This window comes from Tabrizicola sp., assembly GCF_022842145.1.
Classification (GTDB): Bacteria; Pseudomonadota; Alphaproteobacteria; order Rhodobacterales; family Rhodobacteraceae; genus Tabrizicola.
Map to the genome: position 1 here is coordinate 1 of NZ_JALHQD010000004.1, position 26,336 is coordinate 26,336.

24 protein-coding genes and 1 pseudogene are annotated in these 26,336 nt (G+C 64.4%); 6 read left to right on the top strand and 19 right to left on the bottom strand.

What is annotated here, in order from left to right; translation table 11 throughout:
- Window positions 1-132: 132 nt before the first annotated feature.
- The 3 genes and pseudogenes from Q0C42_RS21635 to Q0C42_RS11095 form a co-directional block, all read left to right on the top strand.
- Window positions 133-327: pseudogene (locus Q0C42_RS21635) on the top strand (DUF6538 domain-containing protein); the annotation flags it as partial.
- A 1,031-nt stretch (window positions 328-1,358) separates the two neighbouring features.
- On the top strand, window positions 1,359-1,793 hold the full coding sequence (locus Q0C42_RS11090) for a DUF2231 domain-containing protein (RefSeq protein WP_295075356.1): 435 nt from the start codon (window positions 1,359-1,361) through the stop codon (window positions 1,791-1,793).
- 12 nt (window positions 1,794-1,805) lie between these two features.
- Window positions 1,806-3,371, top strand: a complete 1,566-nt coding sequence (locus tag Q0C42_RS11095; protein WP_295075359.1) for a sorbosone dehydrogenase family protein — start codon at window positions 1,806-1,808, stop codon at window positions 3,369-3,371.
- On the opposite strand, the gene Q0C42_RS11100 is transcribed toward Q0C42_RS11095, so the two are convergent.
- Genes Q0C42_RS11100 through Q0C42_RS11110 form a run of 3 tightly spaced genes read right to left on the bottom strand, consistent with a single transcriptional unit; the run spans window position 3,368 to window position 6,857 of the window.
- Window positions 3,368-3,670 carry a hypothetical protein gene (locus Q0C42_RS11100; RefSeq protein WP_295075362.1) on the bottom strand — a complete coding sequence of 101 codons (303 nt, stop codon included), beginning with the start codon at window positions 3,668-3,670 and terminating at the stop codon, window positions 3,368-3,370. The two genes, Q0C42_RS11095 and Q0C42_RS11100, sit on opposite strands and share 4 nt — an antisense overlap.
- A complete protein-coding gene (locus Q0C42_RS11105; protein WP_295075365.1) occupies window positions 3,667-6,162 on the bottom strand; it encodes a cbb3-type cytochrome c oxidase subunit I in 2,496 nt (831 codons plus the stop codon). Before Q0C42_RS11105 ends, Q0C42_RS11100 begins: the two co-directional genes overlap by 4 nt.
- A complete protein-coding gene (locus Q0C42_RS11110; protein ID WP_295075368.1) occupies window positions 6,159-6,857 on the bottom strand; it encodes a cytochrome B in 699 nt (232 codons plus the stop codon). The genes Q0C42_RS11105 and Q0C42_RS11110 overlap by 4 nt, the downstream gene beginning before the upstream one ends.
- Here Q0C42_RS11110 and Q0C42_RS11115 point away from each other — a divergent pair.
- Window positions 6,837-7,349 carry a DUF2231 domain-containing protein gene (locus tag Q0C42_RS11115; protein ID WP_295075371.1) on the top strand — a complete coding sequence of 171 codons (513 nt, stop codon included), beginning with the start codon at window positions 6,837-6,839 and terminating at the stop codon, window positions 7,347-7,349. The genes Q0C42_RS11110 and Q0C42_RS11115 overlap by 21 nt on opposite strands.
- On the opposite strand, the gene Q0C42_RS11120 is transcribed toward Q0C42_RS11115, so the two are convergent.
- The 8 genes from Q0C42_RS11120 to hisD (Q0C42_RS11155) all read right to left on the bottom strand — a co-directional run bounded on the left by Q0C42_RS11120 (window position 7,319) and on the right by hisD (Q0C42_RS11155) (window position 14,491).
- Window positions 7,319-7,828, bottom strand: coding sequence for a CopD family protein (locus Q0C42_RS11120; protein ID WP_295075374.1), 510 nt, complete (start codon window positions 7,826-7,828; stop codon window positions 7,319-7,321). The genes Q0C42_RS11115 and Q0C42_RS11120 overlap by 31 nt on opposite strands.
- Entirely contained in the window at window positions 7,825-8,523 is a 699-nt protein-coding gene (locus tag Q0C42_RS11125; RefSeq protein WP_295075377.1) for a cytochrome c oxidase assembly protein, read from the bottom strand. Before Q0C42_RS11125 ends, Q0C42_RS11120 begins: the two co-directional genes overlap by 4 nt.
- A 223-nt stretch (window positions 8,524-8,746) precedes the next feature.
- Window positions 8,747-9,532, bottom strand: a complete 786-nt coding sequence (locus Q0C42_RS11130) for an aldolase/citrate lyase family protein (RefSeq protein WP_295075380.1) — start codon at window positions 9,530-9,532, stop codon at window positions 8,747-8,749.
- Between the two features lie 10 nt (window positions 9,533-9,542).
- Window positions 9,543-10,226 carry an alpha/beta fold hydrolase gene (locus Q0C42_RS11135; RefSeq protein ID WP_295075383.1) on the bottom strand — a complete coding sequence of 228 codons (684 nt, stop codon included), beginning with the start codon at window positions 10,224-10,226 and terminating at the stop codon, window positions 9,543-9,545.
- 54 nt (window positions 10,227-10,280) lie between these two features.
- Complete coding sequence (locus Q0C42_RS11140) at window positions 10,281-11,402, bottom strand: cobalamin-independent methionine synthase II family protein (protein WP_295075386.1); 1,122 nt, start codon at window positions 11,400-11,402, stop codon at window positions 10,281-10,283.
- Between the two features lie 37 nt (window positions 11,403-11,439).
- Entirely contained in the window at window positions 11,440-12,408 is a 969-nt protein-coding gene (locus Q0C42_RS11145) for a cupin domain-containing protein (protein ID WP_295075389.1), read from the bottom strand.
- 11 nt (window positions 12,409-12,419) lie between these two features.
- A complete protein-coding gene (locus tag Q0C42_RS11150) occupies window positions 12,420-13,184 on the bottom strand; it encodes an SDR family oxidoreductase (protein ID WP_295075393.1) in 765 nt (254 codons plus the stop codon).
- On the bottom strand, window positions 13,181-14,491 hold the full coding sequence (hisD, locus tag Q0C42_RS11155; RefSeq protein ID WP_295075396.1) for a histidinol dehydrogenase: 1,311 nt from the start codon (window positions 14,489-14,491) through the stop codon (window positions 13,181-13,183). Before hisD (Q0C42_RS11155) ends, Q0C42_RS11150 begins: the two co-directional genes overlap by 4 nt.
- A 206-nt stretch (window positions 14,492-14,697) precedes the next feature.
- Between hisD (Q0C42_RS11155) and hisD (Q0C42_RS11160) the strand changes: the two genes are divergently transcribed.
- Window positions 14,698-15,993, top strand: coding sequence for a histidinol dehydrogenase (gene hisD, locus Q0C42_RS11160; protein WP_295075399.1), 1,296 nt, complete (start codon window positions 14,698-14,700; stop codon window positions 15,991-15,993).
- A gap of 180 nt (window positions 15,994-16,173) precedes the next feature.
- On the opposite strand, the gene Q0C42_RS11165 is transcribed toward hisD (Q0C42_RS11160), so the two are convergent.
- From Q0C42_RS11165 to Q0C42_RS11200, 8 genes are all read right to left on the bottom strand, one after another.
- Window positions 16,174-17,532: an amidase gene (locus tag Q0C42_RS11165; RefSeq protein ID WP_295075402.1), complete on the bottom strand. Its 1,359-nt coding sequence runs from the start codon at window positions 17,530-17,532 to the stop codon at window positions 16,174-16,176.
- Window positions 17,529-17,678, bottom strand: coding sequence for a hypothetical protein (locus Q0C42_RS11170; RefSeq protein ID WP_295075405.1), 150 nt, complete (start codon window positions 17,676-17,678; stop codon window positions 17,529-17,531). Before Q0C42_RS11170 ends, Q0C42_RS11165 begins: the two co-directional genes overlap by 4 nt.
- Window positions 17,675-18,691, bottom strand: coding sequence for a LacI family DNA-binding transcriptional regulator (locus tag Q0C42_RS11175; protein ID WP_295075408.1), 1,017 nt, complete (start codon window positions 18,689-18,691; stop codon window positions 17,675-17,677). The genes Q0C42_RS11170 and Q0C42_RS11175 overlap by 4 nt, the downstream gene beginning before the upstream one ends.
- 57 nt (window positions 18,692-18,748) lie before the next feature.
- Window positions 18,749-19,789, bottom strand: a complete 1,041-nt coding sequence (locus tag Q0C42_RS11180) for an ABC transporter ATP-binding protein (protein WP_295075412.1) — start codon at window positions 19,787-19,789, stop codon at window positions 18,749-18,751.
- 3 nt (window positions 19,790-19,792) lie between these two features.
- Window positions 19,793-20,671, bottom strand: coding sequence for a carbohydrate ABC transporter permease (locus tag Q0C42_RS11185; protein ID WP_295075415.1), 879 nt, complete (start codon window positions 20,669-20,671; stop codon window positions 19,793-19,795).
- A gap of 1 nt (window position 20,672) precedes the next feature.
- On the bottom strand, window positions 20,673-21,704 hold the full coding sequence (locus tag Q0C42_RS11190) for a carbohydrate ABC transporter permease (RefSeq protein WP_295075418.1): 1,032 nt from the start codon (window positions 21,702-21,704) through the stop codon (window positions 20,673-20,675).
- A 112-nt stretch (window positions 21,705-21,816) separates the two neighbouring features.
- A complete protein-coding gene (locus Q0C42_RS11195) occupies window positions 21,817-23,064 on the bottom strand; it encodes an ABC transporter substrate-binding protein (protein ID WP_295075421.1) in 1,248 nt (415 codons plus the stop codon).
- Between the two features lie 203 nt (window positions 23,065-23,267).
- Entirely contained in the window at window positions 23,268-24,434 is a 1,167-nt protein-coding gene (locus Q0C42_RS11200) for an ester cyclase (protein WP_295075424.1), read from the bottom strand.
- Between the two features lie 606 nt (window positions 24,435-25,040).
- Here Q0C42_RS11200 and Q0C42_RS11205 point away from each other — a divergent pair.
- Complete coding sequence (locus Q0C42_RS11205) at window positions 25,041-26,291, top strand: sugar ABC transporter substrate-binding protein (RefSeq protein WP_295075427.1); 1,251 nt, start codon at window positions 25,041-25,043, stop codon at window positions 26,289-26,291.
- The last annotated feature ends 45 nt before the right edge of the window (window positions 26,292-26,336 follow it).

The following is a 26,336-nucleotide window of genomic DNA, read 5'->3' on the forward strand; positions in this document are numbered from 1 at the left end:
CTCACTGTCCGCCACAATCCCCTGATTTATCTCTAAAGATCAGATACTTAGGCCGGAAATTGGGTTGCCTCAGGTTACACAAGAGGTAACACAAGCGTGGCCGTCATCATCCGATCAGGGGCCTTCAAGGTCATGTGTCAGCACATCGAACTGAAGAAGAACACTTGGTACTATCGCCGACGCATACCCACTTTTGCTCAAGCGCTTTACCGGAATGCCTTGACTGCCAAACGGCCTTCCCAGCTCTACTTCAGTCTAAAAACCGATGATAAAGTGATGGCTTGTAAGGCGGCAGATGCCGAGACACGCAGGCTAGATGCCTTGTGGAAATCGATGGAGGGTCGGCCTGAGGGAACAAGTGCCTTAGTGTCCTTAGCACTCCTGGAGGCACATGGCCTCAAGCCAGGAGATGGGATCCATCATCCAGAAGTACCTGCAATTTCGGAGTTCGTTGACAATCTGCTTGGGCGCTACGAGCCGTGGGAACAACCAGCCAAGGCGTCACCACAAGACAAGCTTACAGTCGGTATTCTGTTTGGAGCATCAATCCCCAGAACTCTCTCGGATGCCAAACAAAAGCACTTCGACCTAGGAAAAGGTCCGAAAGGGAAAACCGCTGAAGGTCAGTTTGACCGCGCTTGGCGGTGTCTGATTGGTATTACAGGCGATATTCCCCTTGAGCAACTTCGTCGAGACCATGCCAACAGCTTTGTTTCTGAACTGCTAAAAACGGGGGTTACGGGTCAGACAATCCGGAAATACATCGCACAAATCCGACCCCTCATTCAAACTGCCATTCTCGAGTTTGAGCTGGGTCTGAAAAATGCATTTGATAAAGTCATAATTCCTAATTTGCTTAACGGGCCTAGCAAGCCTCGTTACACCTATTCGGATGACGAGATGCGTTCTATCCAAAGAAAGTGTATTGACGTTGATGATGAAAGGCGATGGGCAATTGCTATGCTGTCCGACTCAATGTGTCGGTTGTCGGAGGTGATTGGACTACGCAAGGATGAAGTATTTCTAGAGGCAGAAATCCCACATAGTCGTCTCAAGCCAAATGATGTGAGACGACTGAAGACTAGGACATCAGCTCGAATTGTCCCTCTAGTTGGTGAAGCCCTTTGGGCAGCTAAGCGCGCAATGTGCACAGATGAACGCGTTCCACTCGCCTTCGCCCTCGACCTTGATCCCAGTGCTGTCGATCAAGATGTGCAGCGGGCCCTGCGAGGCGCGGTAGCATTAGAGCCGTGTAACCCCTCCAATTTCCCTGCGCACCCTCCTTGGTGAACCGGTTTTCCGGAACCAAATCGCGGGCCAGGTGGTTGGCTTCACGGTCATCCTGCGAAAGGTTTCACATGGCGGTGCGCACTTTACCCTCTGCTGGTCGTCGTGGCTGGGCCTCGATCCCAGGTCAGGAGACCCTCAGATACTTCGCGGCGGCGTTTTTCGCGCTGACCCTGCTGACCGACTGGGCTTACACGCAAACCACGGTTCTGATGTGGAAGGATTTTTCCTCATGGCTGCTGTTTGCCGGGCTCGTCGCTGCCGGGATTGCGGTCCTTCTTTGGCTGGTCGGCCTTGTGGTCTACCGCGAGAGGCCGCTGTGGGGAGTTGTTTTTCTGAATGCCCTCGTCCTCCTGGCAGCCTTCTTCAACAGCCTCGTCCATGCCGGTGACGGTTGGACGGCCATCGTGCCCTGGGGCATCGGCCTGTCCCTGCTGACCTGCCTGCTGATGCTCGTCTCGGCGACGCTGCGCCGCACGGCGTTCCGTCCGATGCAGCGCGTCTGAGAGGAGACCAAGATGAAAAGCAGCACCCACCCACTACGTGCCCTCCGGATCACCGGCATTGTTCTTTGCGCTGTCGCTGCGACCGCAGCCCAGGCCCAGGAGGACGACTTCGATATCTCCAGCCAGATCGGGCCTGATCCGGTGCTTCCAAAGCCAGCGTATGGCGATCTCTGGCCCGGGATGAATGTGGGCGAAGTGATCGGCTGGAAGGGGGGCGAGACGCCTTCGGTTCCAGAGGGCCTGACGATCACGGCCTATGCGACGGACCTCGTGAACCCCCGCACGGTGCACACGCTGCCGAACGGGGATGTTCTGGTCGTGCAGTCTCGCGCGCCAGAGGGCAAGCCGAAGTACCGGCCAAAGGATTACATCCGGGGCTGGATCATGAAGCTGGCCGCCGGTGGCGGGTCCGGAAAGCCGCCCGAGAGCAACCTTATCACACTGTTGCGCGACCCGAACCGTGACGGGGTGGTGGATGAACGCCACGATCTGTTGACGGGTCTTTATTCGCCCTTCGGCGTCGCCTGGATCGAGGACACGCTTTACGTGGCCCTTGGGGATGGAGTGGTCGCCTATCCCTACGCGCTTGGCGAAACCTCGATCACCGGTGAGCCCGAGCTGATCACTCTGCTGCCTGGCGGTCCGTTGAACCACCATTGGACGAAGGACCTGGCTCTTAGCCCGGATGGGTCGATGCTGTACGCGTCGGTCGGGTCGAACTCGAACGCGGCCGAGAACGGGATGGAGGCCGAGAAGGGCCGTGCCGCGATCTGGCAGATCGACCGGGCAACCGGGGCCTCGAAGCTGTTCGCCACGGGCTTGCGCAATCCCAACGGCCTGATCTTCCACCCGGAGACGGGCGTCCTCTGGGCGGTGATCAACGAGCGCGACGAACTTGGGCCGAATCTGGTGCCAGACTACATGACATCCGTGGTCGAGGACGCCTTCTACGGTTGGCCCTACAGTTATTACGGCACTCATGTCGATGAACGGGTCCGGCCGCAACGGCCTGATCTGGTGGCGGCGGCGGTCCAGCCTGACTATGCTCTCTCCAGCCACGTGGCGGCACTGGGTCTTGTTTTCACGCATGGCGCGGCGATGCCGGAGGAATTTGCCAGCGGTGCCTTCGTCGGGCAGCGCGGCAGTTGGAACCGTGAGCAGTTCAATGGCTACAAGGTGTCCTACGTGCCCTTCCGCAACGGCATGCCCGACGGCATGGCGCAGGATGTGGTGACCGGCTTTCTGCTGCCGGAACAGGAACAGGTGCGCGGTCGGCCCGTGGGCCTTGGCATCGACGGGACCGGGGCGCTTCTGATCGCGGACGACGCGGGAAACACGGTCTGGCGCGTTGCCGCGGCGGATGAGCGGGTATCGGAAGCTCCGGTCGAGACGGACCGGGTGGCGACGAACTCGGCTACGGCGTCTGGAACTGGGACATCAGGCAGCGGGGGACTTGATGAGGGTGCCGTGCCTGCGCCAGTGGAGCCCGTGCCCACCGACTCCGCACCGGAAGAGCCCGCGACCGCCGAGCCGGCTCCCACTACACCTGCACCCGCAGAGACGGCACCAGGCGACTAACTACACACCGTCAGGGACAGCACTGGCAACGAGGTCCAGAGCGCCGCTCCCAAGGCTGCGGCGCCCAGGATCGTTGCCGTGGCCTGCACGAAGGACGTGCGCGATGGGGCGGCAATGATGCGCCAGAGAACCAGCCCCTGGATAGCGGTGAAAAGGGCCGCTGCCGCGATCAGGGCCGTGCGCGGGTCCAGTCCGGGCGGCCAGTGGCGTGAGCAGGCTATGCCCTGCAGCGCATAGACTGCGCAGAAGCCGATTATCCAGACCGTGAAGGGCAGGGACAAGCGCAGGATGTTGCTCATCCGAAGGCTCCCGGAAGCCAGGCCGCGCCCAAGGCAAGAAGGCTGGTCGCGGCGGTGAAATCGGCCCAGAGGCCGACGATGCGGGCTTCGCCAACCCGAAGGCTGTGCCCGGCAATGCGGCGCAGGCCCAGGTAGCCCAGCATGATCAGCGTCAGCGCCGCATGAAACGCCACATGCCCGGCCAGAAGCCAGAGAGTTGCGTCAAAGGCATGACTGGCAGGATCTGGCCGCGCCAGCATCACCGATGCGGCTGCCGCACCGAGGGCAAGGGTGCCGATCGCCCCCATCAGAAGCATCGGCCAGACCCGTCCCCGCTCGATCCCGCGCAGCATGAGGCGCGGCGCCAGAGCCAAGGCCACCGCCCCCCCAACTGCCAGCACCACCGGCCAGAGTTCGGGGCTCAGGTAGGTTGGTGGCGGCCAGTTCGGCGCGACGGTCCAGAGGAAGGCATAACCGAAAAGCAGGGAGCCAAAATGCACCCCATCGGCCAACAGGAGGAACAGCGAGCCCCACCATCCGGGCGGGTCGGCGGTCTCGGATGCGATGGGCAGTTGGGACCCGTGGCCGGCGTCGACCAGCCCTTCCGTTCGGGCCGGGGCAAGTCGCCAGACCCAGATCAGCGCAAGGATGATGACGCCGACCAGCGCCAGGCCCGACAGCCAATAAGCCTTGAAGAGGGGCGCCAGGAACGAGGTGCTGGTGACCACCGCCAGAAGGAACGGCAGGATGGAGTTTCCGGGTAGAACAACGACCTGCGACGGCTCGCCGGTCGTGGTGGCGACGATCAGCGTCTCGCGCCGGTTGCGTGAGGTGTCGGCAAGGTAGCCTTCGCCCTTTGCGATGCGCAACGCCAGGTCCGGGTCTTTCAGCAGGGGATAGCGGCCCCGGACGACAGGGATCGAAGCAAAGCCGTAGTTTGGCGAGGGGTTGGCTGCGGCCCATTCCAGCGTGGTCGCGTTCCATTGATTGCGCCGCCCGCGCAGCCCGGCAAAAGTATTGATGGCGATGTCCAGGATCACCAGAGCAAAGCCGATCGCCATGACGAAGGACGCGACCGAGGCGACAAGGTTCAGAACTTCCCACCCCTGGCCCTCGTTGTAGGTCCAGGTCCGGCGGCGCTGGCCCAGAAGGCCTGCGACATGGACCGCCAGAAAGGTAACGTGGAAGGCGGGGACCACCAGCCAGAAGGCGACGCCACCCAGTCGGAAGAAGCTGGACCGCCCGGTCAGCAGCGGCTGGAAGAAATAGACCGCAGCGATCATCGGAAAGACGTAGCCGCCGATCAGGACATAGTGCAGGTGCGCGACGACGAAATGCGTGTCGTGGACCTGCCAGTTGAAAGGGACGATGGCCAGCATCACCCCGGTCAGCCCGCCGATGACGAAGGTGGCGAAGAAGCCGATGAGCCACAGCATCGGCAACTCCATCCGCACCCGGCCTTTCCAGAGAGTCCCGATCCAGGAAAAGATCATGACCGAGGTCGGCACGGCAACCAGCGTCGATGCGGCCGAGAAGAACGCCAGACCCAGATGCGGGATGCCGGTGGTGAACATGTGGTGGACCCACAGCCCAAAGCTGAGCACCGCCAGCGATATGGCCGCCGCCACGACCCAGCCGTAGCCCAGAAGGGTGGTGCGGGCCATGACGGGCAGGATCGTGGCGATCATCCCGGCGGCAGGCAGGAAGATGATGTAGACCTCGGGATGGCCGAAAAGCCAGAAGAGGTGCTGCCACAAAAGGGGATCGCCACCGTTTTCCACCTGGAAGAACGGCCAGTCCAGCGCCCGCTCGACCTCCAGCAGGAGCGACCCCAGGATCATCGGCGGAAAGGCCGTGAGGATCATCACCGACACCACCAGGATGTACCAGGCAAAGATCGGCATCCGTGACAGGCTCATCCCGGCGGCGCGGTAGCGCAGGACGGTGACCACGACCTCGACCGCTGTGGCGATGGCCGAGACCTCGATCGACGTGATGCCAAGCAGCCAGACATCCGCGCCAAGGCCGGGCGAAAAGGCGGCCGAGGTGAGAGGCGGGTACATGAACCAGCCGCCATCCGGGGCAAGGCCCATCAGCATGGCGATGATCACCGCCGTGCCGCCAAAGATGTAGACCCACAGCCCATAGGCGCCAAGCCGCGGGAAGGCGAGGTCGCGGGTCCCGAGCATCCCCGGCAACAGGAGCATCGACATCGCCTCGAAGAATGGGATGGCGAAAAGGAACATCATCACGGTGCCATGCATCGTGAAGACCTGGTTGTAGGCCTCGGGTCCCATGAAAGCCGAGCCTGGGGTCGCAAGCTGCGCCCGGATCAACATGGCCAGAAGGCCGCCGATCACGAAGAAGGCAGTGGCGACGCACAGGAAGAGCCGGCCGATGTCGTTGTTGTTGCTGGTGGTCAGCCAGCCGCGCCAGCCGGGATCGGGCGCCCAGATCCGGGCCAGCGTCTTGTGCAGGCGCAAGGCGGTGCCGTGAAGTCCGGTCTGGTTCATGGTGCCCCCTGCAGGAACGCGTTCCAGGCCGCTGGGCCATGCGCCTCGACGGTGAATGTGTGTTCCCGGTAGCCGGTTCCGCTGAACTCGGCGCTTTGGCCGGCGTAGGTGCCGGGGGCTTGGGCCTCGATCCGCAGGACATTCACGTGGCCCGGAATGGCGTCCAGCTTGCCCGCCAGACGCGGCACCCAGAAGGAATGCACCACATCGACGCTGGTGATCCGGACATCCACCGGGAGACCGGCCGGGATGTGCAGCACATCCACTGTCACTAGGCCGGGCGCATCGGAGTAGGCAAAGCTCCACGCCCATTGTCTGGCCTCGGCCTCGACAGTTACGAGGTCGGGGGTTTCCCGCGGAAGCAGTCGTTCTCCCATCACAAGGCCGTAAACCGTCAGCGCCGCCAGTGTGGCCAACGGCAAGCCAAGCCCAAGCGTCCAGAGCCAGATTCCCGTGGCCGGATCGCCTTCACGGGCGGGTCGCCTGACCAGCGCGGCAGTCAAAAGCCCCAGGACAAAAGCGAAGATCGCAACTCCGCCAGCCAGCATGACCCACCAGATATCGGCGATGGTAGCGGCGGCCGGACCGGCGGGATGGAGGATCGACAGGGCGTCCTGGCAACCGGACAGGGCCGGGAGCGTTGCCCCGAGGCAAATGATGCGGAGGAATCGGACGTGGCAGACGAAGCGGCACAAGGCGAAGGCTCTAACCAGGACCCCATCGCCAGCCATCCCGATTTCCACCAGACCGAAACGCGGATGGCGATCCTTGGCCATCCGCTGCACGCGATGTCGGTCGCCTTCCCTGTGGCCCTGACCTTCTGCGCCTTCGGGGCCGACCTCTTCTACTGGTGGTCGGGCGAACAACGCTGGGCTTGGGCGGCCCTTTGGGCGACGGGAACCGCATTCCTCTTCGGATTGCTGGCCGGGGCGACCGGAACGATGGAACTGCTGATGGTCCCCGGCATCCGCATGCGCGCGGCCGCCTGGACGCATTTCGTGATTGCGGTGATGCTCCTGTCGCTGCTCGGGCTCAACTGGGGCTGGAGACTGACCGGCTACGAGACCGCAATCCTGCCCTGGGGCCTTCTTTTGTCGGGCTTCGCGGTCCTGGTGGTGATTGTGACAGGTTGGCATGGGGGAAAGCTGGTCTTCGATTATCGGCTGGGAACGTCGAAGGGCAGGTGACGGCCCAAAGGAGCCATCAGCCAGGATGGCATCGACAGTTCCTCAAGCTCGGGCTTGGCGAGGACGACCGTCAGAATCGCCAGCACCAGGCCAAAGGTGATCAGCGCCGGCACCATCGCGCCGGGTGGTTCGTGTTCTCCTTCGCTCTCCGCAACCGCGACGATCGTGTGCCCGACCCAGGCGTGCACGGCGACCAGCCCGGCGACGAGGACCAGCTTGGCGAACAGCCAGACGGTGAATATCTCACGCAGGAAGATGAGAAGGCCGCCCGAAGCGATGGCAAGGACAGCTGCCGGCGTAATCGCCCAGATATACCCGTAATGGGTGGCGCGGCGGATCACGGCGTATTCCCCCCGAACAAGATCATCGTCGTGCCGGGCCAGCATCCGGGGCAGGGCGAACAGCCCGGCAATCCACAGTGCCAGAAAGCCCAGGTGCAGTGCCTTGATGTGCGGGATCAGCACCTCGGCCCAGGTCATGAGGCGGCATCCATCGACTGCCAGGTGCGGCGGAACATTAGGGCGCCCCAGACCGCGAACGGGATGGCCCCCGGCATCCACATGATCAGACCGCCCAACTGCTGGTCAGCCAGCGGCGACAGGCCCCACATCAGCGGTGCCGTTGCGTGGGCCGCATACAGCGCCTCCGGGGCGAGCGTCAGGATCGCCCCCAGCATCCCCATCGCCAGATAGGCGAGAAACACCCATCCCAGCGCGGCTCCGGGGGGTTGCGAGAAGATCGCCCGCCAGAAGACCGCCGCCGTGCCCAACAGGCTGGCCTGCATGATCCAGTAGACCGCCATGTCTGACAGGGCGAGATCATAGGCCCCTGGCACGTGCCAAAGCCAAAGCGTCGCCGTTGCCAGAACGAAAGGCAGGCCAGCCCCGGTGGAACCTTGTTCCGGACGGGAAAGCGCCAGCAGCGGTGCCGCGATCACCACGAGGAGGATGTGGTGGACAACGCGCGCCGAGAAAAGCGCAGAAGACATCGCGCAGAGGGGAGAGAGGAAGGCCAAGGCCAGAACGAAGATGGCGGTCGCGCCTGGACGACTGCGCCCGACCCACAGCGCAAGGATCGCAAGTAAGGCAATTGCCCAGGGGTCAAAGTTCCAGCGGAGCAAAATCCCGTCAGGCGCGGGTGGGAAGCCGCAATAGATGCCGTCCCAGCGGGTCAAGCTGGTCTCCCGGGATCAAGGCGGGGTTGCTTTGGATGTGACCGATGCACGCGAAAACCCTTCAAGGGACACTGATCAACTCCGAAGGTTGGGGTGCGTTCCCTGCGCGTGTCGGGACGGGGGGCGCCAGCGGCGCCACGTGGTCGATAAGGAAGTCCAGTCCCTGTTTCGGGTGGCGGGACAGGGGTTCTCCAACGTCGCCGTCGGCTTGCCTGCACCAGGTTCAGTAGCCGCTGACCACCTGTGCCGTGGTGTCCCTGACTTCGGCCAACGACTTGGCAAGCGCGTTGGTGAACAGGCGGGCGTCGGTCAAAAGCGATGCGAAGTGAAACCCCCTTTCAAACATCGCCTTGATCATCGTCGCCGAGCCGGTGTGGACCCCGGCGATCAGACCCGCCGCTCTGGTGCGCGCCGCAATTTCGGCAATGGCCTCGATGACCGCCGCTTCGGTGGGTTCCAGGGTCGGCTCATAGCCAAGCGAGAGGCCAAGGTCGGAGGGGCCGACATAGACCCCGTCGATTCCGTCCACCCCAAGGATCGCGTCAAGATTGGATAGGGCTTCGCGGGTTTCGATCATCGCAAGAACAAGAACCTTCTCGTTGGCATTTCGGGCGTAAGTCGCACCATGAACCATGTTCGCGCGCGTGGGGCCGAAAGAGCGGCCGCCGACCGGTGCATAGCGCGCTGCCTCCACCAGACGGCGCGCGTCCTCTTTGGTGTTGATCATCGGGCAGATCAGGCCGGTGAAGCCGGCATCGAGACATTTCATGATGATGCCCGGCTCGTTCCACGGCACACGGCACAGGACGGGGGCGGGCAGACCCTGCAGCACTTGGCACATGGTCAATGCCATCTGATAGTCGATGAGGCCGTGCTGAAGGTCGACCGTGACCATGTCGAACCCGGCGCGACCCAAGATCTCGGCCGTGATGGGCGATGGGATGGCGCACCAGCCATTCACGGCCGTGCCCCCCAAAGTGAAATGGTCTTTCAGGTCGGTGATAGGCATGGCGGTTCCTTCAAGCAAGCCAGTCGCGCAGGGCGCGGGCGGTGGCTTCGGGTTGTTCCAGCGGCGGAAGATGCGCCGCGCCGGGAATGATGTGAAGCCGGGACTGCGGCATCAGCTCGTGCATCAACTGGTGCCGGTCAAGCGGGCAAAGCCGGTCCTCGGCTCCCATCAAGACAAGCGCCGAGCCCGTGAAGCCGGCAAGGGTGGCCTGCTGGTCCGGCCGGTCGCGCAGGGCGCGGGATTGGCGGGCAAAGACCTGTGGCCCAAGGGCAAGTGCCATGTCCATGCAAAGATCGAGGATCGCGGGCGAATTGGGTCCGGAGGCGAGGTAGTTCGGCTTCATGTCGTCGCGCATGACGTCCCCCAGATGACCCGCCAATGCCCGGTCGATTTGCGGACCCCGGCGGGCCTGGACCTCGGGCACTTCGGCCCGGACGTTCGTGTCCAGAAGTGCCAGACGCATCACCCGGTCCGGCGCCTGCCGCAAGATCTCCATCGCAAGGATGCCGCCCATCGAGAGGCCGGCAAGGGCAAACCGGGGCGGCGCCTTGTCCAGAAACTGCCTGGCCAGGGCTGCCATGCTGTCGGCTTCGGTCGGCAGGTGGTGGACTATCGGGACCGCAAGGTCACGGTCGATCCCGCCCCACATCCGGGCGTCGCACATCATGCCGGGAATGAGGACCAGCGGTGTCACCGGGACCAGATTTCGGGAACCGGGCTTGCGAAACGTCCTGAAGAGCTTTGGCCCTCAGCCCACACGGCGCGCGCCCTCTTTAAGCGTTGCAAGCTTTGCCCAGGCGATTTCCGGGTCCACCGCACCGAAGCCTGCAAAGGTGCCAAAGCCGCAGTCCGAGCCCGCGATCACGCGGTCGCTTCCCAGGATATTGGTAAACCGCTCAAGGCGTTGCGCGACAAGATCAGGGTGTTCGACGAAGTTCGTCGTCGTGTCCACCGCGCCGGGGATCAGCACTTTGTCCTCGGGGATTTCGCCAGCGCGGTCCCGGAACACGGTCCATTCGTGGCCGTGGCGGGGGTTTGCGGTCTCGAACAACACATAGCGCGCCGGGACGCTTATCAGCAGGGGGAAGACCTTGGCCATGTCGATGTCGCAGACATGCGGGCCCTCGTAGTTGCCCCAGCAGATATGCAGGCGGATGCGGTCTTGCGGCAAGCCTTGCAAGGCGTGGCGCAGGGCCTCGACATGGGTAGCGGCGGTCTTCAGGAACTCGTCGTCCGTCAGGTGGGTGAAGAGCATGTGGCGCGACAGCGCGAGGTCGGGGCAATCAAGCTGCAGATCAAGGCCCGCGTCCAGAATGGTGCGGTATTCGTCGCGCATCGCTTCCGCCAGCGCGAAGAGGTAATCCTCACGCGTCTTGTAATGCGCGTTCTGCAGGAAAAGACTTATGACTCCAGGACTTGCGGCATTCATGAAGCCGCGTTCCACGCCTTCCGCGGCCATCGCCGAGGTTAGGTTGGCGATGTCCTTCTGAAGCTCTCCCTGACCCTTGGAGACGACTGGGCCGACGCATCGCGGGCGGGCGTAGCGGGGGCTGCCGCCATCTTTCGCCAGCCGTTCCAGGAAGCTTGGAAAAAGCTTCAGGTCAGCAGGTGCGTTCCTTGGGCTGTCGCCGTCAAACCCGGTGTAGCGGTCCTTGACGTAGGTGGCGTAGCTGATCTTCGACGCCTCGCCATCCGACACGATGTCGATGCCCGCTTCCTTCTGGCGACGGACGTTTTCCCGCACCGCCGCCGTCATGCAGGCGTCGAAGGCGGCGGGATCGTAGGGCTCGTTCCGTTCGCGGGCGAAGATGAAATCCACCACCTCTTGCGAGCGGGGCAGGGAGCCGACGTGGGTGGCGAGAAGGGGCATCGAAACCTCGTGTGGTTTGCGTCAGGGGCGGGCGGCTTTACAAAAGGCGACCAGTCGGGCCTGCGGGATCGTCAGTGGCGACGATGCGGTAAAGGCTCGCTTCGCCGGTCATCGAAGGCGCGAGGCTGTGTTCGAGGCCAGGCGGGATGGCCGCCGTGTCACCGGGGTTCAGGACGGCTGACCCTTCGGACCACGTCAGCCGCCAGTGACCGCGCATCGGCATCAGCACCTCGTGCTTCGTCAGCGTGTAGGGCGTGTCGGGGATCGAATTGCGCGACAGGAATTCCACCTCGAAGCCGGGGCGGTCGCGCAGTTTGCCGTTCGCGCCGATGACCTTGGCGGGCTGGCGATCCGAGAGTGCCATCAGGTCCCAGTAGCGGGCAACGTGGTTCGGGATCACCTCGGCGGTGGTGGGTTCGGGGAAGGCCTTCAGTTCTTCCTCAGTCAGAAGCGGCATCGGCGGGATGCCTGCGGGCAGCGACTGGCCCTTCTTGCTATCGTAAAGCTTGCCGTTACGGCCAAGGATCAGACCGTAATCCTTGGCATCGGTGATGACCTGCGGCGCCCAGACGACGCCACCCCCTGCATCGTCGCCGCCCAGGATCGCCATGATCATCCCGTAATCGGTGCCCACATTTTCGAAGGCGCGGAAGATGCCGGTCGGAATGTTGAAGATGTCACCTTCCTCGGCAATGAATTCGCCCGCCGTCCCCCAGCGGCCCCAGAAGAACCGCCAGCGGCCTTTCAACACGAAGAAGACCTCGGCGGTGCGGTGGGTGTGAAGCGAGTTGCGGCAGCCGGGGGGCTGGCCCGCCGCACCGATGTTGAAGCCGGGAGTGTCGACGATGTGGACGTGCTGGTCGGGCGATTCCGAGACACCGCCGCCGATGATGGTGAAGTTCTCCTTCCGGTCCGAACCGGGGGTATGGGCGTCGATGAAGGCGGTCTTGCAGGGGCGCAGGTCGCCGTAGCGGACGATCCGGCTTTCCATTTCTGCGGGGGTCATGGGTCTTCCTTTCAGTCTGCGGTCCAGCCGCCATCGACGATGAGTGAGGTTCCGGTGATCAGCCCCGCCGCGTCGGAGGCGAGGAAGGCGACGGCACCCATGATGTCCTCGACCTCGCCCACGCGGTTCAGCTTGATCTTGGATGCGATCCAGGCGGCGCGTTCGGGGTTGGCAAATGTGGCGGCGGTCAGCGCAGTGCGGATGAACGTGGGCGCGATGGTGTTGACGCGGATGCCGTGCGGGCCCCACTCGATCGCCATCGACTTGGTCATGCCTTCGACGGCGTGCTTCGTGGCGGAATAGACCGCGCGGTCGATGCCACCGACATGCGCCATCTGGCTCGTGATGTTGATCAGGCTGCCGGGTCTGCCGTCTGCCATCAGCCGGGCGGCGACGGTCCGGGTAAGGAAATAGGCGGCGCGGAAGTTGAGCGCGGTGACGGCGTCGAAGTCGGTCGGCGTGGTTTGGGTGGCGGGCGCATGGCGGGCAGTGCCAGCGGAGTTCACGAGGATGTCGAAGGCGGGCAGGCGGCCAAGGGCGGCTTCCGTCGCGGCGACGTCGGTGATGTCGAGGGGCAGGATGTCCGCGGACATGCCTGCGGCGGTCATTTCGGCTGCCAGTGCGGCGAGTTCGGTTTCGCGCCGGGCGCAGAGGGTGACATGTGCACCCTGTTCGGCCAGCGCCACGGCGGCGGCGGCACCGATGCCAGAGGACGCGCCCGCCACCAGCGCGCGGCGGCCGTCAAGGCGGAAGGAGGGTGAGCGGGGCAGGGTCATTCGGCGGCGGTTCCGTAGGGGATGTTGCGGCCACCATAGCGCCGGACGCGGATGTTGCACTGTTCGGCGTGGCCGACGAAGCCTTCCAGCATACACAGCCGCGAGCCGTATTCGCCGATCATCGCGGCGGCGGCGTCGGTGGTGACGCGCTGGTAGCTGTGGGTTTTCAGAAACTTGCCGACCCAGAGGCCGCCGGTATAGCGCCCCGCCTTCTTCGTCGGCAGGGTGTGGTTCGTACCGATGACCTTGTCGCCATTCGCCACGTTCGTCCGCGGCCCAAGGAACAGCGCGCCGTAGCTGTGCATGTTCGCCAGATACCAGTCGTCGCGGTCGGTCATTACCTGCACATGCTCGGACGCGATATCGTTGGCGACCTTCAGCATCTCGTCATGCGTGTCACACAGGATCACCTCGCCATAGTCGCGCCAGCTGATGGAAGCCGTCGCCGCGGTCGGAAGGATCGTCAGCAGCCGGTCGATCTCGGCCATCGTTCCCTCCGCAAGCTTGCGGGAATTGGTCACCAGCACGGCGGGCGAGTTGTAGCCATGCTCGGCCTGGCCAAGAAGGTCGGCCGCGCACAACTCGGCGTCCACGGTGTCATCCGCGATCACCATGGTTTCGGTCGGTCCGGCAAAGAGATCGATGCCGACGCGGCCGTAAAGCTGGCGCTTGGCTTCGGCCACATAGGCGTTGCCGGGGCCGACGATCATGTCGACCGGCGTGATGGTTTCGGTGCCGATCGCCATCGCGCCGACGGCCTGCATGCCGCCGATGACATAGATCTCGTGCGCGCCGCCCATGTGCATCGCGGCAACGATGGCAGGGTGGGGCGCGCCGTTGACCGGGGGCGCAGAGGCGATGATGCGGGGGACCCCGGCGACGGCGGCGGTCAGGACCGACATGTGGGCAGAGGCGACCATCGGGAACTTGCCGCCGGGCACGTAGCAGCCGACCGACTGCACGGGGATGTTGCGGTGGCCAAGGATCACGCCGGGCAGGGTCTCGACCTCGACATCCGTCATGCTGGCCCGCTGCACTTCGGCAAAGCGGCGGATCTGGGCTTGGGCAAACCGGATATCCGCGATGTCGCGTGGTGCGACTTTCTGGACCGCCGCTTCGATCTCGGATTCTGTCAGCCGAAAAGCGGGCGGGTCGTACTTGTCGAACTTGACCGACAGGTCGCGGACGGCCGCATCACCCCTGGCAGAGATATCGGCCAGAACGGTTTCCACCGTGGCCCGCACCTGGGCATCGTCTGCGGCCCGTTCTGTCTCGGGCTTGCCGCGCTTGAGCCAGGAGATGGCCATGGGAGCCTCATCATGAATACGTGTGCAATATGCTTAATCCATGGGCGGATGGCATGGCAAGGGCCAACTGCCTTTCCAACACATGCATGATTGCGTAGGCGCAGTTTCCTGTCAGACTGTATCAGCAATGATGAATTGCAGACGTATGCAAACACCGCTACACATGGCCGGATAAACGCCCGGCCACCGGGTTGAAAGGAGCCAAGATGACCGCCTCGTCCGAACCTTATCCTTCCGCAAAAGTCCTGTGGGTCAAGTCCCCCGAGCGCAGCGCCGAGAACGACAACAAGCCGGTCGCCGAATTGGTCGCGGGCGTGCTGTCGGACGTGAAGGCGCGCGGCGATGCGGCGGTGCGCGAATACTCGGTAAAGTTTGACAAGTCGGAAATCGGCGCGCTGGAGATCAGTATGGACGAGCGGGAGGCGGCGGTCGCGGCGCTGGACCCGCAGACCCGCAAGGACACCGAATTCGCCATCGCCAACGTCCGGCGCTTTGCCGAGGCGCAGCTGGCGACGATCCTGCCCCTGGAGATGGAGAGCCTGCCGGGGGTGCATATGGGCCACCGGGTGATCCCGATTACCCGGGTGGGCTGCTATGTGCCGGGGGGGAGGTTCCCGCTGTTGTCGGCGCCGATCATGACCATCGTCCCGGCCAAGGTCGCGGGGGTGGGTGAGGTGATCGCTTGTCTGCCGCCCAACGCCCATCCGGCGATGGTGGCGGGGTGTCATCTGTCTGGGGCGGACCGGGTGTTCCGGATCGGGGGCGCTCAGGCGATCGCGGCGATGGCCTATGGGACGGAATCGGTGCCGGCGGTGATGAAGATTATGGGGCCGGGCAATGCCTTCGTGAACGAGGCGAAGCGGCAGGTGTTCGGCCCGGTGGGGATCGATCAGCTGGCGGGGCCGTCGGAGATCTATATCCTCGCTGACGAGACGGGGGATGTGGAGATGATCGCGACCGACCTCTTGGCGCAGGCCGAGCATGACGTGCGGACGCGGGTGGGGTTGATCACGACGGACCGGAAGCTCGCCGAGGCGGTGGTCGTCGAGGTGGAGCGGCAGCTGGAGGGGCTGTCAACGGCCTCGGTCGCGGCGCCGGCATGGCGGGACTATGGTGAGGTCGCGGTCTGCGAGGATGAAGCGACGATGATCGCCTACTCGGACTTCATCGCGGCGGAGCATCTGCAGGTGCATACCCGGGACCCGCATGGGATGGCGAAGAAGCTGACGAACTATGGGTCGCTTTTCATCGGAGAGCTGGCTTCGGTCGTCTACTCGGACAAGTGCTCGGGGACGAACCATACCCTGCCGACGATGGCGGCGGGGCGGTATACGGGGGGGCTTTGGGTCGGGGCCTATGTGAAGATCGCGACCCATCAGTGGCTGACCGAGGAGGGGGTGAAACTGGTGGCCCCCCCGGCGGCGCGGCAGGCGGCGTCGGAGACGCTGGAGGGGCACCGGCGGGCGGCGCAGCTGCGGCTGGACCGGATGCAGGTGCGGTAGGCGCCCGCGCGTGGGCACTCTTTTGGACTATGTAAAATCAATGGGTTAGGGTTGCGCGTTAGTGCGGTCTTAACTTTCTTCGGGGGTGGGGAGGTGCGCCCGCTGACGCCTCCTCGCGGCACTTCGTGCCCTCGTCGGCGGTCCAGCGAGGAGCGACCGAAGGAAGCGAGGAGCGGTGCGTCAGAGGGGCGGGCGCTGTGCCGAGTGGTCGGTGGCACGTTCGAACGCGTGGCCTGCCGCGCAGACCAGGTCCTCGTCGCCGTGCCGCCCGATCAGTTGCAGTCCGAGCGGCAGGCCTGACTCGAATCCTGCGGGCAGCGACAGGGCGGGCTGGCCGGTCAGGTTGAACGCGATGGTGCGCATCGGCGTCCAGACGGCGGTCTCGCCGTCGAAGGCCGAGAAGGGCAGGGCCGGTGCCAGGGTGGTGGCGGTGAGGATGAGGTCGTGGCCGTCCATCGCGGCCAGCATCGCGGCGGTCAGGCGGGTCTGCGCCTGCCGCGCTTTGGCGACGTCTTCAGCATCCAGCGCGGCACCAAAGGCAAGGCATTGCAGGGTGGGGCGACCATAAGTGCCTGCGTGGTCGCGGATCAGGGCGCGATGTTCCTCCAGAGCCTCGGCGTGGAGGATCACCGAGGCTGCGGCCTCGAAAGGCGCATAGGCGGGAAGCGTCACAAGGGTGATCTGCGCGCCAAGGAGCGACAGGGTCGAGGCGGCTTCGTCCATTGCGCGGACCAGGGCAGGATCGGCTTGCGGGTCGTCCGCGAACCAGTCGCGGGCGTAGGCGATCTTCAAGCCGGTGATGGGGTGACCGATGCGGGCCGAGGCGGGGCGCCAGTTTTCAGGGTGCTCGGTCAAGGCGTCCAGGGCGAGCGCAACTTCCTCGACCGTTGCGGCAAGGGGGCCGGTGTGGTCGAGGCTGGGCGACAGTGGAAAGGCCCCGGCGCGACTGACGCGGTCGTAGGTGGGCTTCAGCCCGACCGCGCCGCAATAGGCGGCAGGTGCGCGGATCGAGCCGCCGGTGTCGGTGCCGATGGCGAGGCGGACGAGGCCCCCGGCCACGGCGGCGGCGGAACCGGAGGAGGAGCCGCCGGTGATGTGGGCGGGGTTCCAAGGGTTGCGCGCGCAGGGGTCCGGAAGCGACTGGTCGGGACCGACCATCGCGAATTCGTAGGTCGCGACCTTGCCGATCAGCACGGCACCTTGCGCACGAAGGCTGGCAATGGCCGGGGCGTCCGTTTCGGCGATGCGACCGGCGAAGACGCGGGAGCCGGAGGTGGCGGGCTGACCGGCCACGTCGATCAGGTCCTTCACCGCGATGGGCAGACCGCAAAGCGGGCCAGTGTTCCCGGAGCGCAGGAGCGCGTCGGCGTGGTCAGCCTGTGCCAGCGCATCGGCGGCGATGTGGGTAAAGGCGTGGACGCGCGGGTTTCGGTCGCTGATGCGGTCTAGAACCGCTTGCGTCAGGTCGAGGGAGGTGAGGGTTCCGGCGCGCAGGGCGGCGGCAGCCTCGGGCAGGGAGAGGTCGGCAGGGCTGGTCATGGTTTGAGGTAGGCTTCTACCTTTGCCACTTCGGAGCGCAGGTGCTGCGCCCCAGCCCAGGCGGCGGCGAAGGCCTTGGCGTCGAGGGTGAGGCCAAGGGCGGTGAGGCGGGCGCGAAAATCGGCTTTGGTGAAAGCGGCTTTCATTTCCCGTCACCGTAGCGGCGGGTGGAGCCGCGAATGATGAGTTCGCCCTGCAACACGACATGCGTCGTTACCGGTTCCTTGGCCGCGATCCAGTCGGTCAGCATCGAGACCGTCTCGGCCACCATCACATCGACGCGCTGGCGGAAGCTTGTCAGGTTGTAGGCGGGCCAGGCGGCAGGCGGCACGTCGTCGAAGCCCACCACCGACACGTCTTCCGGCACCTTCAGGCCGAGCTCGAACCGGAGGACATCCATCACCGCAAAGGCCATATGGTCGTTGGCGACAAAGACGGCATCGGGGCGGCGGGAGGTGGCGAAGATCTCTCGTGCGGCCGCCTGAGCGGTGCGGTAATCGAAGTTGCCTTCGGCGCGGGCGTAAAGTTCCTTCCCCGCTTCGGCGAGACCTGCGCGGAACCCGGCTTCGCGGTCGATCTGCGTTGTCGCACCGGAAAAGCCGGCGATGTAGGCGATACGCTGGTGGCCAAGCGAACAGAGGTAATCGGCAAGCGCCTTGCCCCCGGCGAAGTTGTCAGAGGTGACCGAGCACAGGTTCGGGTCGGCGTGGCCGCGGTTGAAGAGGACGACGGGGATGCCGGTGGACTGGCAGCGCGCGGCGAGGTCGGAGGACACCGAGACAGAGGCGAGGACGATGCCATCGACCTGATAATCCATGATCTCGCGCACGACCTTGTCGACGTTTTCGGTGGAAACGGGCGCGAGGAAGATCAGGACGTGGTAGCCGACCTTCTGCAGTTCGACCGACAGGCGTTCCACCATCTCGGGGTAGAAGTAGTTTTCCAGATAGGCGACGACGAGGCCGATGATGCGCGACTTGCCGGACTTCATCGCGCGGGCGAGGACATTCGGGCGGTAACCAAGCTGGGTGGCGGCGGCGAGGACCTTGTCGGCGGTTTTCTTCGAGACGGAGGAGCCGGGCGTGAAGACGCGGCTGACGGCGGATTGGCTGACCCCGGCAAGGGCCGCGACTTCGAGTGAGGTTACCTTTTCAGCCATTTGCCCTCCGAGGTGCGGGGGCAAGTCTTGGGGGAGATCGGCGGGGCGGGCAAGGTGTCATGGCAGGCGGGTGCCGGTCTTTGCATCGAAGAGGTGAATCTTGTCGGTGGGGATCGCGACATGGAGGGGCGCGCCGATCCCGATGCGGAAGTCCTTCGGGGCCCGCACCGAGACAAGGGCCGCGCCGATGCGGACCGAGACGAGCGTGGCGTCGCCGAGAAGCTCCATCGAGTAGACGGGGGCGGTGAGTTGCGCGGGTTCCGCTGACACGCGGACATCCTCGGCGCGGAAGCCCAGGGTGACGGGGCCCTGGCCGGATGCAGGCACGGCGATGCCCTCGGCGTGGAAGGTGCCGTCGGTGATCTGCCCTTCGATCAGGTTCATGGCGGGGGAGCCGATGAAGCTGGCGACGAAGGTGTTGGCGGGGCGGTCGTAGATCTCGGTCGGGGTTCCAAGCTGCTGCACGACGCCGTGGTTCATCACGACGACGCGGTCGGCCAGGGTCATCGCCTCGATCTGGTCGTGGGTGACGTAGATCGTGGTGCGGCGCAGCGTGTGGTGCAGGTGCTTGATCTGCGCGCGGGTGGAGACGCGGAGTTTGGCGTCGAGGTTCGACAGGGGCTCGTCCATCAGGAAGGCGTTGGGTTCGCGGACGATGGCACGGGCGAGGGCGACGCGCTGGCGCTGGCCGCCGGAGAGGGCGGCGGGGCGGCGGTCGAGGAAGGGGCCAAGCTCGACCATCTCGGCGGCTTTCATGACGCGGGCGTGGTGTTCGGCTTGCGGGATGCGGCGGACGCGGAGGGGGAAGCGGATGTTTTCGTAGACGGTGAGGTTGGGGTAGAGGCCGTAGGACTGGAAGACCATCGAGATGTCGCGGTCTTTCGGCTCCAGCGTGTTGACGATGCGGTCGCCGATCCAGATCTCGCCTTCGGTCACATCCTCCAGCCCGGCGATCATCCGCATGGTGGTGGTCTTGCCGCAACCCGAGGGGCCGAGAAGGACGAGAAACTCGGCGTCGGCGATGTCGAGGCTGAACTTGTCGACGGCGACGTAGGAGCCCCAGCGTTTCGACACGTTCACAAGGCGGATCTGGGCCATGGGTTATCCTTTGACGGCGCCGGCGGTCAGACCGGAAACGATCTGGCGCTGGAAGAAGAGGACGAGGAGGAACAGGGGCGCGGTCGCCGAGACGACGGCGGCGACGGCATACATCACGTTGCCCTCGTTCTGGATCGAGCCGAGGAAGCTGGCGATCTTCGGGACCACGGTCTGGTTGTCCTGGCTGAGGAGCATCGAGGTCACGGCAAAGTCGTTGTAGGCCAGGAGGAAGCTGAAGAGGCCGGTGGTGATGACGCCGGGCCACATGACGGGGATGATGACCATCCGGAAGGCCTGGAACCGGGTGCAGCCGTCAACCATCGCGCTTTCGTCGAGGTCCTTGGGGATCGACAGGAAGAAGCTGTGCAGCATCCACAGGGTGAACGGCTGGTTGATGGCGACGAGGACGATGATCGTCGTGGGCAGCACGCCCCAGATGTTCAGCTGGAAGAACGGCAGCATGTAGCCCGAGACGAGGGTGATATGCGGCATGGCGCGGAAGATGAGGGCGGCGATCAGGATCCAGAAGGCATAGCGGTAGCCGGAGCGGGCGAGGGCGTAGCCCCCCAGCGTGCCGATGGTCAGCGAGATGCAGGTCACCGAAACCGTGACGATCAGCGTGTTGACCGCGGCCTTCCAGAATTCGTTCTGCACCCAGGCGCCTTCGTAGCCGGCAAGCGTGAAGGCCGAACCGGTCTGGGCCTGCGTCCGGGTGCCCTCGATCGCGCTCCACCAGGATTGGCGCGAGAAGAAGTCGGCCTCGACCTTGAAGCTGCCCCAGACGGTCCAGGCGAAGGGAAAGGCGGCGGCGATGATCCAGAGCGCGAGGAAAATCAGGATCAGGGCGTTCAGCGCGGCGGGGCGGCGGCTGGCGACGGACATCTTACACCACCTTCTGATTGAACTCGCGCCAGGTGCGGCGGAGGACGGGGGCGAGAAGGATCAGGACGCCGACGATGGTGATGACCGAGGTGGCGGCGGCAGAGCCGAACAGCTGGGAATCCTGGCCCACGAGGTCGTTGAAGACCAGCCAGCTGAGGGAGGTCGCATTCGCCTCGGCCGAGAAACCGACGATCGGCTCGAAGACGCGGAAGTTGTCCATCAGCTGCACCAGCGCCACGAAGGTCGCCAGCGGCGCAAGGTGGGGGATGATGACGTGGTGGATCACCTCCCAGCGGGAGGCACCGTCGATCTTGGCGCTTTCGACCGTGTCCTGCGGGACGGTCTGGAGGCCCGCGTAAAAGACGACAAAGGAGAACGGCCCGTTGGTCCAGACGCCGTAGACCAGAAGCACGATCCAGGTCAGCACCGGGGACGCGCGCAGCGACAGCGTGGGGTCGCCGGTCAGGCTTTGCAGGCTGGCCCCGAGGATACCCGACGGATTGAACATCCACGACAGGATCAGCGATCCGATCAGCGGGGTGATGATCATGGGAAGGATCGACACGAAGATCACCGGCCCCTTCCAGAACGACGGCAGCGTGTTCACCGCCAGCGCAATCGCGAAACCCAGTGCCATGGCCAGGGGTGTGACCAGAAAGCAGAAGGTCAGCGTGAAGATCAGTGCCTTGTAGAGCGGCAGGTTGAAGATCCGGGCGGCAATGTCCGACAGTCCGTCGTTGTCCGACAGGATCACGGCGATTTCGTCAAAGGCGAGGTGGTTTCGGTTGAGGTAGTTCGAAAACCCCGCGAACTGGCCCAGCGGCCTTTCGGCCTGCAACCGTTCCATCGCTGCGGTGTCGACCCGCGTCTCGTTCTCACAGCCGAACGGGCCGCAGTTTTCGACGGTGATCAGCACCGCCTCATGCTGGACGAAGAGCGACTGCACCACGACCGAGACGATTGGCAGGGTGATGAAGAGCACCATCGCCAGGATCGAAGGAAAGATGAAGGCGAAGAAGGTGCGGTGCGGCATCGGCGAATTCCGGGGCTAGGGGGCCAGCGGGACCCCGGGAGGATGCATGCAAGGGAAGGGCGTCCGGCCGCAAGATCGTTCAGCGGCCGGACGAGTGCGCTGCGACGCGCGCTTACTTCAGGAAGCCGCCTTCCTTGGCTGCGGCGTCATAGGCCGCCTTCACGTCGGCGAGGGCCTGGTCAGCCTCTTCCTTGCCGGCGATGAAGTCGGCGAGTTCGGCCGAAAGCGCGGTGTGCAGAAGGCCCATGTAGGGCTGCATCGGATAGGCGCGTGCGCCGCCGTTCGCGTTGCCGATCACGCCAACAGCTGTCGGGCCGGGCTCATAACCGGCGACGAGCCAGGTGGCGACGTTGGGGTTCGCCGCGACGGTTTCGGGGCTGATACCCTTGACCATCGCCTGGAACGACGCTTCTGCGTCGGCGTCCGAGATGTTCTTGGCGATGGTGAAGCCGTCCCACCACAGCGCCGCGCCCGGGATCGTGCCGCCGCCGATGGTCGGGGCTGCGGAAAAGCCGGTATTCGCGGCAACCTCGGGGTTGGCCTTGGCCGGATCGGTCGCGGCGCCAGCGAGCGAGCCCCACTGGTTCATGATTGCGACATTGCCCGCATCCCAGAGCTTGTTCAGCTCGTTCGCGTCGTAGGTCAGGTAGTCGGGGTTCATGAAGGTGGTCATCGCGCGCATGGTTTCCAGAACCTTGCGGCCGTTGTCGTTGTCGATGGCCAGCTCTGCCGAGCCGGGCGCAAAGAATTCGTCGCCGGTGCCGAGGTAGAGGTTCACGAATTCGGCTGCGAGGTCCCAGCCCGGTTTGTTCGAGGCGGCAAGCGGGTAGTCCATCAGCCCGGCGTCCTTGATCGCCTGGGCGGCGGCGAGAACCTCTTCCGTGCTGGTGGGCACGGCGACGCCGGCCTTTTCCAGGATGTCCTTGCGGTAGAACATGTGCTGGCCGTTGCCCATGAAGGCGATGGCCATGACCTTGCCGTCGATCTTGATCAGCTGGTTCGGCTGCAGCGACTGGCCGTACTTGGCGACAAGATCATCCAGCGGGCGGATCAGGTCGTCGTTCAGGAGCGGCACGATCGAGTTGTTGGCGACCACGGCCACCGTGTATTCCGCCGGGTTCACCGTCAGGGCAGGGCCCTGGATGTTCTTGTGTTCGGCGGTTGCGTTCGCGGTCACGGTGATGTCTGCGGTGGCGCAGGAGGCAGCGACGTCATTGACGATGCGCAGCGCCTCGAAGTCGTTGGACAGGATGCGGACCGAGCCCGCGCCCTGGATGCCGCAATCGGCAAAGGCGGTCGAGGCGGTAAGAAGCGCGGCCAGGCTGAGAGCGCCCGCCGCAAAGGTTCTGGTGATCTTCATCGTCGTGTCTTCCCCTCTGCTGGCGAAATCTTCGCCCGTTGACCTGTTGGAGCGGCAGGAGACTCATGGCCCCCATGCTCGGTCTCAAATTCTAAACACGCTTTGCATACGATTGCAAACATTTATGTCGGGATCGAATCCCGCGTCGGGAATGCAAACGGCCCGCCAGGTAGGGCGGGCCGGAATTCCTGCAGATCGCGAGGTCAGCTGTCGGGGTTGAGACTTGCCGCCTTGACGTCCGCCATCTGGGCCAGCTTGACCTGGACCAGCGCCGAGGCTTCGTCATAGACGCGCCATTCGTCGACGATCTTGCCGTTCTTGTAGTGGAAGTGGGTGATGCCCATGATCTGCACCCGCTTGCCGGTCGGCGCGCCGAGGTGGTTCAGGATGCCGTAGCCGATGTGGTGGCCTTCCATGATCCAGCGGACGGCCACCTTCTCGCCGCCCTCCTCGCAGGGGGTGGAGCAGATGTGGTGGACGGTGAAGGCCGCGTCGGGGATGGAGCCGATCAGGCCCAGCGTCTGGTGGATGATCGCGGCGTGGCCGTACAGTTCGGCCATCAGGGGGCCGTGGTACTGGGCGGTGGGGGCGTAGACCTTGGCGATGGTGCCCAGCATCTTGCGATTGAAGACATCGTGCAGCCAGCGCAGCGTGTGGCGTTCGAGGTCGGTCGAGGCGAGGGAGAGGTCCGGTTCGGCCTCGGGCGGGTACTGGCCGATCATGTGGCGGTTTTCGCCGATATCCAGCGAAACCATGCCCTTGTCGAAGGCGGACTTCGCGATGCGCTCGGCATAACCCTGCACGTCCACGCCCAGTTGCTGCAGGATGGCGGTGGTGTCGGCGACGACCCATTCGCGGTAGATCTTGTTTTCATAGATCATGCAGTCGGCGACGGTGCGGCTGGTGAACATGCGCCCGGTGGCCGGCCCGAGATGCCCGTTCTGGCTGTGCCGCCCAGTTCCGGTGACGAGGTGCGAGGTGTAAAAGCCGTCGTCCTCGTTCCCCTTCCAGATCACGTGGGTCGCCATGCCGCGGCGTTCGGGGAAGGAGACGAGGCGCTGGATCGTGTCGCGGACGACTTCCTCGCGGGTGTAGAGCGTGCCGGTGGTGCCGTAGAGCACGCAGTTGTGCGTGTAGTGGGAGTAGATCAGGCCGATGTCGCGCTCGTCCCAGATCAGGTGGGTGCAGCGGACGATGTAGTCGACGATGTCGGTGTAGATCGGATCGAAGCCGCGCATGGGCTGGGTGCGCTTGGCGTTCTGGGGGGCGAGGTCGGGGTAATCATGTCGCTCGACCTGCAGGACGCGGCCGGTCGTGGCGGGCGTGAGATCGCCACCCTTTGGGTTCATCGACTTGTCCGACATTGTCATCTCTCCACCTGCGCCGCTTCCCGACTCATGGAAAAGCAAAGCATCCTTCCTGATGCCGCAACAAGTGATGTGTTTGGCATACGTATGCAAGCACTATCTGGGTATGGGGGAAATTCTTGGTGGCTTAGCCTGCGGTGGCGGCGTCGGCTGAGAGGCGGGTTTCAGTTGGGCCGACGGGTGCTGGGTCGGGGACCTTCGCTGCGGCGGGGCAGGGGCGATTGTGGAAGCGTTCCCGACTCCACGGCTTGAAGACCGGGGGGCAGCGTCAGGTGAAGATGCTTGAGGGCAGGGGGTCGCCTTTCGTCGCGAGGTGCCTGCCGCATCTGGCCGTCGGGGCTGTTTGTGCGGTGCTCCTAACTTGGATCGGGCGCGATGCTCAAGGGCGTATCCGCCGGAAGACCACGCTGCCTTGATGCTCATTGACGGAAATTCATCCCTGTGTTTCGATGGATGCGGAAAAGCTTTTCCGACTCATCCGTTCGTCAACTTCAGCCCGGGGCCATAGGCCTAGGGATGCGTTGATATCGGAACGGAAAAGCTTTTCCGAAACTGGGGAGGAGACCCAGCCAGTCACCGTGCCGAATGGCACATGAGGGAGGATGGACGATGACCAGACGTAGACCCCGGATTTCGGGACCCCTTGCGGCTTGCATTTTAGCGGCCCTGACCGCCTTGCCTGTTCACGCCGAAGAACTGACCATGTGGGTCCGCGAAAGTGCCGCAGACCCCGGAAAGCTGATGGTCGAGCTGTGGAACTCTGGCCACGAGAACAAGATCACGCTGACCGCCATTCCGGACAACCAGATGGTGACCAAGCTGGCGACCTCGGCACAGGGGGGCGACAGCCCGGACCTGGTGTCCTTTGACCTGATCTACATGCCAGACTTCATGAAGGCGGGGCTGCTGACCGATCTGACGGAGCAGCTGAACGCAGATACGAACTATGCCACCCATGTCCAGGCCTACAAGGACATCGCCACCTATGAGGACAAGATCTATGGCGTCGGTTTCACGCCGGACGTGTCGGTTCTTGCGTGGAACAAGGACCTTTACAAGGCCGCGGGGCTTGACCCCGAGAAGGGGCCGACCACGGTCGCCGAAATCGTCGATCACGCGCGCAAGATTCGCGCCCTGGGCGGGGATACCTACGGTTTCTGGTTTTCCGGCGCCTGTCCCGGCTGCAACATCTTCGTCACCTCGCCGATGATGGTTGCCGCAGGATCGAAGATGCTGCCCCGCAACGGCGAGGATGAGGCCTTGACCGGCGACGGCGTCAAGCTGGTGCTGGAAGCCTACAAGACCATGTGGGACGAAGGCATGATCCCCGAGAATGCCGAAGTCGATACCGGGGCGAACTTCGTTTCGGCCTTTGCCTCGGGCAAGATCGGCATCGCCGGGACCGGAGGCTTCCTCATCAGCCTGATGAAGCGCGAGCACCCCGATTTCAACTATGGCCTGACGCTGCTGCCCGGTGCCGAACCGGGGCAGGTTTCGGCCTTCGTCGGAGGTGACGTGGTGGCGATTCCTGCCGGGGGCAAGAATGAAGCCGCTGCACGGGAGTTCGTGGCCTGGGTCCTGTCGGACGAGGCGCAGCTTCAGGGCCTTGCCAAGAACTCGATCCTGACCACCCGGACCGATCTGGCCGACAACGAGTTCACCAAGGGCAACGACAAGGTGCTGACCACGGCGAAGGCGCTGTCGGTGGGCTATGTCCCGTGGGTCTTCCACTTCGCCGACATGGTGAACTCGGACTCGTCGCCCTGGATCATCATGGTCCAGACGGCGATCTTCGATGGCGACATCGACGGCGCTATCGAAGCGGCCCGGGCCGAGATGCTGGCCATCGCCTCCAAGTGACCCCTCGGGGGCCGGTCCGTCCGGCCCCCGTCTCCAGCCCTCGCC